Here is an 11,443-nt window from a genome sequence, read left to right on the forward strand (position 1 = left end):
ATTTTAATGAATACATCCCAGGTTTTGAGCATTGACTCTATCTGTTCACTCTTAGCAGGCTCACGGATGATTAAAATCAATTGAAATTAGTCCTACTTGGCAATTAACAATGTCAACTTCTACACTACTTGGTCATGTCAAACAAATGAAGGTGGGCAATTGGTACTCTTTAAATTGCACGTTGAGAATTTGACTTAGGACGCTGAGAGTCTTTAATACAAACAGATAACTAAGGCTTTTTTCAAATGAATATACTTATAATTATTGGAGTATTCATAATCTGCATTTATCAGTCATGGCAATACTTCAACTGATTGAACCCGAAGTTAAAGATTTAGGTGGGTTTACTGCCCGCCGCAGTTTGCCATATCTTAATCGCCAAATGGTCGGGCCATTTATCTTTTTTGATCATCTTGGGCCGTCCGTTTTGCCCCCCAACAGAGGGATTGATGTGCGACCACATCCTCATATCAATCTTGCAACGGTAACTTACTTGTTTGATGGTGCTTTGATACACCGCGATAGTTTGGGTAGTGTACAGTCAATACAACCAGGTGCAGTCAACTGGATGACGGCGGGAAAAGGGATCGTACATTCCGAACGCTCTCCCGATTCTGACCGTCATAACGAAGCCACTATTCATGGAATTCAAACTTGGGTTGCCCTGCCTGTTGAATACGAAGAAACAGATCCAAGGTTTACTCACTATCCTGCTGAAACTCTTCCCAACTCGGAAGAGAATGGCGCTATTATCAAACTCATTGTTGGACAAACACGCTTCTATACCTCACCTGTCAAAGTTTTCTCACCCATTCTTTATTTAGATGTGATGCTGGGGAGCAATGCTCACTTCACTGTTCCTGCTGATTATTCCGAAAGGGCAGTATACAGCGTCACAGAAGGATTGAAGATTAATGATGAACCGTTAGAACCATATCGCTTCGCCATTTTAGAGCCAGGTTATGAGATAAAGATTTCTGCTGTTGCCGATGCTCGATGTATTGTCATTGGTGGTGAACCATTGGGTACACGCTACAAATGGTGGAATTTTGTTTCTAGCCGAGTAGAACGGATAGAGCAAGCTAAAGCTGATTGGCACGATCGCCGCTTTGCAACCTTGCCAGATGAAACAGAGTTTATTCCGCTACCAAAAGTGGTAACAGAAGCTAATCCCTTCTCCTAGTTGTGTTGAAAACATTAATTGGCTAGAACAACCACTGGCAGAGCTTTTTACTTTGTAGAATATCCCAATTAGCTCCAAGCCTACTGAAAATGGTTCCTGGGATATTTTCTGTGGCTTGTGGTAAGCCTAGCTATGTCGCTCCCTGCTTGTCGCGCTGGCGAATTTCTGCTACAAATAGTTGCAATATGCTATTGCATTTGTAAACTAAAAATTGCATAATATGGCAAGTAGAGAAGAAATGGAAGAGGTCGTGATGTTACCACTGACAGAAGTAGGTTCTATAAAATGGACAGCTGCACGCGGGCAGAAAATGCGTGAGTTGCGTGGCGATATACCGTTATTGAATTTATCTAAAAGGCTTACTGAATTTGAAGTAGATATTTCCCGCCAGTATTTGAATAGGATGGAGACAAATACAGATGTCAAAAACGCTTCTCCAGAAGTCCTTACTGCCTTGTGTAAAATATTTGGCTGTACATTAGCTGAGTTACTGTGTTTGAAATCAACTAAGATTGTGCAATTAGGAGTTGGCAATCACAACTAAAAGTTGCATAATTTTTGTAAGGAAAAGCGAACTGCCTGCACCCAAACGCAAAAAGGGATCGCAAACTAATTCAACGAACATTCAACGAACCAAAACTGAAGTGCCGCCGGGAAAAGTAGCCGGAGCTAAACCGGAGTGGCCGGAAGTAACCTTGTAACGCTCAAATCGCCGGAGATAAGTCGGATGACCTAACTAAGTCTGAAAACTAGTTGCAAAAAACTTCATTCAATCTTTCCAGAATCAAGACGCTCACATAAAGGCATTGCCCCTGGAGCGATAAAAAGTTGCCAGAGTAAAACGACGGAAAGCTTTTGAAGCCGACTGTCGCCTGTTCAAAGTATCTCTTGTTCTGGCAAGCTCCTAATCACTGGTTAGAAGCATTAAATATGAGGCTTCGCCAATTCTAGATTGAGAGTGTTGCGCCTTCAGCACAACAAACTGACCAATAAAAATGGGGCGATCGCATAGTTTTGCGGACGGAGCGATCGCCTTTTTACCCCAATCAAGAGGCAATTTATAATCATGACACAAAGTTTAGCCCCTGCGCCAACAAAAGATCCGCTAACCACACAGGATCGCCAAATCATTGCAACCATCGTCAATCAGTCGGACTATTCAAAAGAGTGCCAGCCGAAGATGTAGTTACCATCTGGATTAACAGTGATGATATTGTATGGGTGAAAATGATCCACGGCTATGCTCGATACCACAAAGAGCCATTCAAACGCGCAGTACCAGAGATAAAAACAAGTCTTTCTGCTCCAGTAAAGCGCAATCAGCAACTAGATAATGAGTTGAAAGAAGCTGCTGACAAAATTGGCTTGTTAGGTAATTGTGATTGGTTATCGTTGAGCGTCCAATACTATCCTGATAAGGTAATTGGTCATGCTGGATGCTATATTTCCCACAAGGCTCGATTATTTTCCCCACCTCCTGAATGGGACTTTACCCCGCCCAGATTTCAGTCTTCCCCTGGCGCTATCTGCCCAGACTGTGATGGTCATGGGTGCGGTAACTGCGGGTATCGTGGTATTCGTGCAGAAGACTTGTGTACGCCAGTGGACGGCTACCGCTTGACCTATGTAGGCAAGACTGACCTTTAGACGGCTGAAAACGTATATCTCGATGGTGAGTTCTTAGGCATAATCTTCAAGGTCAGGAATGCTGATGAGTTATGGGAAAACGATCCCAAGACTTACTATTGGCGCTGTGGCGACGGAGTACGGTATTGGAGTGTGAAAGAGGCTGTAAAGAAGCTGTCCAGGGCAACTGCTCCGATTGAACTGCCGCAAGTTTGTCGGGAGTTGGTAGCAGCGTAAATAAAAAGGTGGGTTCTCATACCCACCATGCAACCATAATCAATCCTTGTAAAATAAAACACAGTTCGCCCTTACAAAATGACCCAACAACCTCATCAACCTCACGACAAATTTGCTAAAGAATTTTTAGAGGAGCTACTCGCTCCAATAGGAGAAGTAAAAATTAACAGGGAAGTAACGGATGTAACCAGATTTGTAGATGTATTATTTTTACCTTCCCCCCAAGCCCAAGCAGAAAATCTAGGATTGCTGGGAAGAATTGCGCTGGTGAATACAACGCTACTAGAACCGTTTCGCAATCAACCTAGTCGGACAGAAGTACGTAACTGTTTCATGAAGTTGTTCACTGTAATTGCGGATTCTCAACGCAAAGCCAAAAGAGAAGAAACGACCATTAGCGAGAATGATTTGGCTCGTTTGTGGATTTTGACACCTAGTGCTTCAGCCTCTCTGTTAGCAGATTTGGAGGTTAAGCTAGACTTAGAAAAGTGGATGACTGGAGTTTACTTTTTCCAAAAATGTTTTAGAGGCGCAATACTAGCAATTAACGAGTTACCCGTCACCGAAGAAACTCTATGGTTTAGGCTTTTGGGACGGGGAACAGTGCAACAGCTTGCAGTAAGTGAACTGGTTGCCCTTCCAAGTGAGAATCTTGTCCGCCGTAATGTTCTTGAAATGGTTTACAGGTGGCGTATAAGCGTGATGACACAAACAGATTTAACCGAAGATGACCAGGAGTTAATTATGAACTTAACGGAAGCTTATCAAGAGGCAAGAGCGCAAGCGGTACAAGAAGGGCAACGCCAAGTTGTAGAAAACTTGTTGAGATTCCGGTTTGGTTCTGTTGATGAAGAACTGTTGAGAGTCGTTGATAGTTTGTTGCAGTTAACGCCAGAAGAATTTACTCCGCTATGCCTTCAGTTATCCCGTGAAGAGTTGTTGGTCAGGTTTAATTCACACGGATAATCTTAATCTAATAACTGTTTTATCGAAACAGAATTCTGAATTCAGGAGTCAGAAAACAGACATGAATTTTGTACGAGTTGCGGATAGCGCAGCGTCTCGTAGAGAGCGTCTTGATTCTGACTCCTGAATTCAGAATAGCTGAATTCTTCTTCAAAAAGCGCTTTTGTATTAACAAGAGCGCTGTTTTATTGGCTCTGTACTTGATAGATACATCTGAAATCAACGGCTTCGCCAATGAGAGAGTGAAATGTATTGGAGAAACTTATGACCTCTCAAGAAAATAATGCCGATTTACTTGCTGCTTTAATGCGCCAGGAAGAGTTATTAAAACAGCTTATCGCTTCAATCAATAAGCCAAAACTAGGATTGCACTCTGAAGCTGGCAGTTGCAAAATCTATTGCAATCGTCAGCACGGAGGGCTGTGGTACAAGCTAAATGGTGAACCGAGTGATATCCCCCAAACTGCTTTAACAGGATATCTTAAAGAACTGCGGTTTGAGAATACAGAACGCCGCAAAAAAGAATCCTGTAAGTTGTTGATTACTATGCAAGCAGATCGGACATATATCTTAGAATCAGGCTACGATACACATTTATCAAAGTGCATACTTGCTGCGATCGCAACTCTGACTCCAGAACAGCTGTATTCTCCAATTACGCTACAGCCACAGCCAGGAACAACTGACGAAAGTGTGCTGTTCTGTCGGGTATGGGTAGAGTCGGAATTAGTAATGGCATCCTACAACGAGCAAAGCGACTGGCGAGAAATCAGTAAACAGGCGATTGCTGTTACAAAAGCTGCGGCAGAAATGGTGTTCTAACTTGTTGTAGACAGGGCTTGAGACACTGTAATTAGAAGTTACTCAAGCTTTGTCTACAGCTAATGAATAAGGAAAAGGGGTAAAGGTAAAAACCTTGCTTTTCTCTTGATGATTTAATTCATGAATCCCTTTCCCTTTACCCTTTAACCTTTCCCCCTCTTTTTGCTGTTTACCTATTCACAAATAATCAAAGATGACTATAACAATTGTTCAGCCCAGTATCGAAAAATTACAACAGTTTTCCGACTCGTTCGACATCGAAAAACTATTACAATCCGAGGGAGTTCTGCCGTGGCTTTTGGCTAACGGTTAGGATTACAACGACGAATCTTGTTTGATTGCAAACATTGTTGATGAGTCCAATAGTGTTGATGAAGTTTGGGACTCAGAGGAGTTTGATTTTAAGGCACTACCAGATGAATCAAAGTCAAAATTAAACCAGATTTTCGAGCATTTCTATCTTTGAAAGAATCTTTGAAAGAATCGCAAAATTACATTATACGTGAAAAACTCTACAGTCAAACTGATTAAGTTTTACTGTAGAGAAAAATCGATTCCACAAAAGATTATTGCACACTCTACTTCAATAATAATCAGATGAAAACAAATTTGATTAAAGTGTACGACGCGACACTGTTGAGTTCATCAAAGGTCTACCAAATCAACGGTACGCTTTGTCGATATCTGGGTGATACAGGTAGTATACAACATCCACAATATCTGTTTTTACCTCTGCCTAATCAAAGGAAAAAAGCCAGCTTTCGACTAAATCGAAACAAACTTATGACTCGGTGTTATGAAGTCGAAGGTATGACTTATAACAAGCCTGTGGTACAGGATAATTCACAGCAACTTCAACTATTTTAGCGATGTCAATACATAAACCGCCAGTTATCAAAAGACCTGTCCGGCTACAAAATGACTCTACAAAAACAATTCATAGAGCTATTGCAGACATTCACTCTCTTGAAAAATAGCCATAAGGAAAGCTTCGCTTAATCGAAATTGAAAAATAATGCTCATGGTACAAGCAATCGACAACCCTATTGCTGCAAATTTCCTAACTAATGCAGTAGTCGAGCATCATAATTTCTCACAGTTAAATAAAACCCGTATTCGCTTTCGTATTCAGCTAAATAAAAGTACAAAGTCTGCTGTTCCTAAATGGGCAGATGTGCTAAAAGCTGAAGTGTCGGAAATCGAATCAGACCTCGTTAAAGTGATAAATTCGGAAGTTGGATTTCTTGATAAAAAAGACTACCCGATAATAATTTTATTATCGGGCAAGAGCATTTGGGAATTTAGTTACAAATACCTAAAATGCACTTAAGTTTCTGACTTGGGCTTATTGATAATGTCCCCGAATCCATACACGGTGGTGATTTCTTCTTACCCAATGCCCAGGTATCCACCGCCCACGTCTAGCTAGCAATAATGTTCCCACTTGTGGTTTTTGAACTTCTGGATTGACAATTCCTGATAGAGCTGATGCTTCATTAGGCATGGAAGCAATCAACAGAGGTATTGCTACTATTCCTGCAATAATTTTGTTCATGATTTTTTTCCTTAACTCAACTTTTGACAATTAAGCCAGTTTTTGACTTAATTGCGATTAATTTAAGTAGATTAATTCATTAATTAATAGTTTTGTTTTTTTTAAGATTTTATTTATACTTATGTCAATAATGTGTCATTAGTATGTCCATAAAAAATGTTCCCAATTCGTAGTAGTATCTAGACGATCCTTGAGCGCAATTTTTATACACCTAAATAAAAATCGGAGCAATATTCACAATGGCTATATTTACCGTTACTAATACCAACAACAGTGGTGCTGGTTCACTACGGCAAGAAATTCTAGATGCTAATGCCCTCTCAGGAAAAGACATCATTAATTTTGGTGGGCTGTTTCATGATGGGCTAGCTCATACCATCAGTTTGACTGGTAGTAGTTTAAGTATCACAGATGACATTACCATTCAAGGTAAAAATCCAAACTTACTAACTATTAGTGATAAGAGTGCGTCTCGTGTTTTTGACGTTGCCACTGGCGCTACAGCTACAATCAACGGGCTGACTATTACCAATAGTTACAATGCCGTAGGAGGAGGCGGTGGAATATCTAATGAAGGTGTTCTGACCTTAAACAACAGCATCATCACTGGTAACACAGTAACCAATAACACAAAAGACATCAACGGAAATATTATTAGCGCAGGCGGTGGGATCTACAACACTGGTACTCTTGTCGTAAATCAAAGTACTATTAGTAACAACTTAGCTACTTATGGGGAGATTTACCTTGGAAAAGCAGGAGTCTTCCCTACCAACTTTGGCGGCGGCATTTACAACTCTGGCAGCCTCATAACGAACTACAGTACTATCAGTGGCAACACTGAAATCCAAACAGGTGCCGACAGGAACAATGAGGGCATTTACAACATTGGCACTGCTACAGTGAACTACAGCACCGTCAGTGGCTACAACGGTAGTGACATCGTAAATGATATAACTTCCCCTAGTATGACTGGTAGTCTCACAGTCAATTACAGCACTATCACTGGTAGTACATCAACTCACTATGACACTATTGGCAGTGGTGGCATTACGAACTATGGTGACGCTACAGTAAACTACAGCACCATCAGTGGTAATGATTCCGGCATTATCATGAGTAGGAATAGTAGGAATCTATCATCAGTTGCTACCAATCTTACTGTAAACTACAGCACTGTCACTGATAATATCAATGACGGTATCAGAATTTTTTATGGTAGCGTTAGCGTAAATAATAGTATCATAAGTTATAATTCCAAAGCGGGTATTACTTTGGACGATGAAGGCAAGCTAATTGTAAATAGTAGTACTATTAGTCACAACCATTCTAGTGGTATCTCAATCGTTTCTTTTGGCTATTCTCCTATAACTGTTAATAACAGCATTATCAGCAACAACTCGACAGCAGGCTCTGGAGGCGGGATCTATAACGGGCTAAACTTCGCTTTGACTGGCGGCAGTATAACCGTGAATAACAGCATAATCAGTGGTAATACAGCAGGGATAGCCGGAGGTGGTATTTATTCTTCTGGCAATATAACCCTGAATAATACTACCATTACTGGTAATTCAGCAGTCAAAGGTGGCGGCATCTATAACGACGGAACTTATGATGGATTTCCCATCTTCAGGGCGATTGGTGGCACAGTCAGTGTAAATTCTAGTACTATCAGTGACAATACTGCGACCACTGGAGGTGGCATCTACAATAATGACACCCTATCAGTGAGTGACAGCACTATTAGCAATAACTATGCTAGTGAGTACGGCGGCGGAATCTATAACTCTAGCTTTGACGGGACTGGCAGCATCAGTCAATTAAGCAATGTTACCGTGAGTTATAGCAGCATTAGTGGTAATACGGCAGGGACAGCCGGAGGTGGCATCTACAATGATAAGGACATAAATTTTGGAGAAACTATAAGTGTACACGGTGCGGGGACATCAGTATATAGTTATACAGTAAATCAATTAGGCGTTGTTACTGTGAGTGATAGCACAATTGCTGACAATCAGGCACACTTTGGCGGTGGCATTTACAATGATGGTACTCTAACAGTAGGCAACAGTACCATCAAGCACAATAAAGCTTTCGGAATCGAACTCAGTTCTGGTGGTTACGAGTCTGGTGATGGTGGTGGCATTTACAACAACTCTACCTATGGTACTACCACAGTAGACTACAGCGCCATTGCTTGTAACTTTGACACTTGCCAAGAGGATTCAAATAATCGTATCAGTCGTGATGATATAGCAGGTAAGTTCATCAACAACGGCTATAACTGGATTGGCATTAATATTGCTACTACTGCTGCTGGTGATGCTGCATAATATCTGGGTTGAAAAATCAACTGGTGTAACAAAATCTAAAAGTTAATCAGTTGGCAGAAATTTACCAGAAAGATGGGTGGTTATGCCACCCAGTTGACTTATCCTTTTGTTAGCTACTCAACGCCCAATGCCTACGCACTTTGGGAAGTCGAGTAGCTAAGGGCAGGACTGTGCCAAAACGGGAAAGTTGTACGCTAAGGAATTAGGCTAAGTCCTCAACTCATTACCAGACAATAGTTTCAGCTTTGTGTGACACCTAAATTTATTTGTTGGAAACCCCTAATTAACCAACCACAAAATTGTTGTTGGTTAGTGATAATCCGGTTGATAGTTGGGCAAATTTTACCTGAGTAAAACCACCTGCACTGCCATCTTGGTCAAAGAACAATCCACCTGTAGAATTATCATAAATGAATCGTTGATCGCTTGTCGTTGCAGATGTTCCAATGGTAAACTGATTAGCTGAAAGTGAACCTTTTGATAAACCGCCATCAAAAACAGTAGCTGATACCTGAATCAGTTCATTAGTGGCATTGAAATCATAAATAGTGTCAACGCCTTTTTTGTTATAACTATTGAAAACAAAGGTATCAATCCCGCTCCCTCCTATAAGGATGTCATTACCATTGCCACCTATGAGGGTATCATTGCCACTGCCACCATCAAGGGTGTTATTGCCTGTGCTGCCTGAGAGGTCAAGATAATCATTACCACTGCCACCAGAGAGTAGGTTATTGCCTGTTGAACCGCCAGCCCTCAATGTATCGTCACCTGCGCCACCATCAAGGGTGTTATTGCCTGTTGAACGATAGTCATTGATAGCATAACCGTTCGTGTAGTAGCTACCAGAGAGGTCAAGATAATCATTGCCATCGCCTCCAGAAAGGAGGTTATCACCTATTGAACCACCAACACTCAAGGTGTCGTCACCGACACCTCCGTTGAGAGTGTTATTTCCTCTTGAGCTAGAGGAGGAGAAGGTCGTGGTGGAGCTGTAGGAGCTGTAGCCAGAGATGTCAAGATAATCATTACCATCACCCCCAGAGAGCAGGTTATTGCCTGTTGAACCGCCAGCCCTCAATGTATCGTTACCTGCGCCTCCGTAGAGGGTATTATTGCCTGTTGAGCGATAGTCAGTATATCCAATACCTGCGTTGATGTAGCTGCCAGAGATGTCAAGATAATCATTACCATCGCCCCCAGAGAGCAGGTTATCGCCTCTTGAACCGCCAGCCCTCAATGTATCGTCACCTGTGCCTCCGTAGAGAGTGTTATTGCCTGTTGAGAAAGAGTATGATTTGAAATTACCACCCGATTCGGGTCCAGAGATGTCAAGATAATCATTACCATCGCCCCCAGAGAGCAGGTTATCGCCTCTTGAACCGCCAGCCCTCAATGTATCGTCACCTATGCCTCCGTAGAGGGTATTATTGCCTGTTGAGCGAGTGTCAGTGATGCCACTACGACTGAAGTACGTGCCAGAGATGTCAAGATAATCATTACCATCGCCCCCAGAGAGCAGGTTATCACCTCTTGAACCGCCAGCCCTCAATGTATCGTCACCTGCGCCTCCGTAGAGGGTATTATTGCCTGTTGAGCGAGAATCAATGATGTCATTAACAATGCTGTAGCTGCCAGAGATGTTAAGATAGTCATTGCCATCTCCACCAGAGAGTAGGTTATCACCTATTAAACCATCACTCAATGTATCGTCACCTGCACCTCCGTAGAGAGTATCATTACCCGCACCACCCCGCAGTAAGTCGTTGCCACTTTTGCCATCAATGATGTCATCACCTTCCTGACCATTGATGACATCATCTGAGTTGTCAAAACCGCTAACGTTATTGTTCAAGTCGTTAAGGAAGGTAACTGTATTTTTGTTGAAGATAGTGCTTTGGGTGGAGTCGGCATTGAAGACATCAAAGCTGTCTGTAGTGCTAGTTTGTCCATAAAATACGATATTGCCCAAATCTACAGTAGCTCCTGTAGATGTGCTAAGGTTATCCAGGTTGGACAGGGCAAAGTTTTGCAGGATAACTTTAGCATTGGAATCATATTCAAAGCTGATTTCCAGATTGCTGCCATTCTGGGTAAGCAGCAGATTTCGAGCAGTAGCGCTAGAATCTCCTCGGAATATTAGGGTATCCACTTCAGCGATGACTTCTGGTGTCGGATTTGTTCCTTGACCTATGCCACCAAAATCTGTAATAGTGCATTGCCCATATATATTGATATCGTAAATATCGTTGCCACCTCCACCAGTTAAGGTGTCGTTGTATTGGGCGACTAGAGTATCATTACCGTTGGTTCCAACAATGATGTTGTTTGCCATAACTTTTACCTACCTAAATTGATTTTTTGAGTAACTTCAGTTCTTACACTGTTGCAAGTGATGTTTCAGGGTACAAAAATTCCCCAAAACTTAGGGTTTTCGATTCTCTTGAGAAACAATATATTTCTCGAAGATCCACCTAGAGAATAAAATTATACGTAACAATTATCTAACTTAAAGCTAGTAGATAGAAAGACAGTGAAAACCTTGATTTTCTGTAAGTTCAATTCATGAATTGAAGCTACATTTATTGATGCGTAAGTCCCATAACTCTCTTAAACTATCTAAGCCTTACAGCACTTGCATCTATTATGAGGTACACTAGATTAAAATATAAATACTTTTAAATGAAGTCCTACTCTGTCGATCTTCGAGAAAAAATAGTT

The 11,443-nt window shown here is 41.6% G+C and carries 9 protein-coding genes and 2 pseudogenes; 8 read left to right on the top strand and 3 right to left on the bottom strand.

Annotation, left to right across the window (positions count from 1 at the left end; all coding sequences use genetic code 11):
- The first annotated feature begins 295 nt into the window (after positions 1 to 295).
- A complete protein-coding gene (locus tag V7K38_RS07240; RefSeq protein WP_334856595.1) occupies positions 296 to 1,183 on the top strand; it encodes a pirin family protein in 888 nt (295 codons plus the stop codon).
- A 220-nt stretch (positions 1,184 to 1,403) separates the two neighbouring features.
- Complete coding sequence (locus tag V7K38_RS07245) at positions 1,404 to 1,727, top strand: helix-turn-helix domain-containing protein (protein WP_334856597.1); 324 nt, start codon at positions 1,404 to 1,406, stop codon at positions 1,725 to 1,727.
- 360 nt (positions 1,728 to 2,087) lie between these two features.
- Here the strand turns inward: V7K38_RS07245 and V7K38_RS07250 are convergent, their stop codons facing one another.
- Entirely contained in the window at positions 2,088 to 2,240 is a 153-nt protein-coding gene (locus V7K38_RS07250) for a hypothetical protein (RefSeq protein ID WP_334856598.1), read from the bottom strand.
- Positions 2,241 to 2,350: 110 nt separating this feature from the next.
- Between V7K38_RS07250 and V7K38_RS07255 the strand changes: the two genes are divergently transcribed.
- The 5 genes and pseudogenes from V7K38_RS07255 to V7K38_RS07275 all read left to right on the top strand — a co-directional run.
- Complete coding sequence (locus V7K38_RS07255; protein WP_334856599.1) at positions 2,351 to 2,830, top strand: hypothetical protein; 480 nt, start codon at positions 2,351 to 2,353, stop codon at positions 2,828 to 2,830.
- A 294-nt stretch (positions 2,831 to 3,124) separates the two neighbouring features.
- Complete coding sequence (locus V7K38_RS07260; RefSeq protein ID WP_334856601.1) at positions 3,125 to 4,012, top strand: hypothetical protein; 888 nt, start codon at positions 3,125 to 3,127, stop codon at positions 4,010 to 4,012.
- 264 nt (positions 4,013 to 4,276) lie between these two features.
- The gene (locus V7K38_RS07265) at positions 4,277 to 4,834 is read left to right on the top strand and encodes a hypothetical protein (RefSeq protein ID WP_334856603.1); all 558 of its coding nucleotides are present in this window, start codon (positions 4,277 to 4,279) and stop codon (positions 4,832 to 4,834) included.
- Between the two features lie 597 nt (positions 4,835 to 5,431).
- Positions 5,432 to 5,701 (top strand): hypothetical protein, encoded by a 270-nt coding sequence (locus tag V7K38_RS07270; protein WP_334856605.1) that lies wholly within the window; start codon positions 5,432 to 5,434, stop codon positions 5,699 to 5,701.
- Between the two features lie 154 nt (positions 5,702 to 5,855).
- Positions 5,856 to 6,074, top strand: a pseudogene (locus V7K38_RS07275) (hypothetical protein); the annotation flags it as partial.
- Positions 6,075 to 6,179: 105 nt separating this feature from the next.
- Here the strand turns inward: V7K38_RS07275 and V7K38_RS07280 are convergent.
- Positions 6,180 to 6,389, bottom strand: a complete 210-nt coding sequence (locus V7K38_RS07280) for a YXWGXW repeat-containing protein (RefSeq protein WP_334856606.1) — start codon at positions 6,387 to 6,389, stop codon at positions 6,180 to 6,182.
- Between the two features lie 239 nt (positions 6,390 to 6,628).
- Between V7K38_RS07280 and V7K38_RS07285 the strand changes: the two genes are divergently transcribed.
- Entirely contained in the window at positions 6,629 to 8,722 is a 2,094-nt protein-coding gene (locus V7K38_RS07285) for a beta strand repeat-containing protein (RefSeq protein WP_334856608.1), read from the top strand.
- A gap of 283 nt (positions 8,723 to 9,005) precedes the next feature.
- Here the strand turns inward: V7K38_RS07285 and V7K38_RS07290 are convergent.
- A pseudogene (locus tag V7K38_RS07290) lies at positions 9,006 to 11,051 on the bottom strand (beta strand repeat-containing protein); the annotation flags it as partial.
- Between the last annotated feature and the right edge of the window lie 392 nt (positions 11,052 to 11,443).

This window comes from Nostoc sp. (assembly GCF_036917465.1).
Classification (GTDB): Bacteria; Cyanobacteriota; Cyanobacteriia; order Cyanobacteriales; family Nostocaceae; genus Nostoc.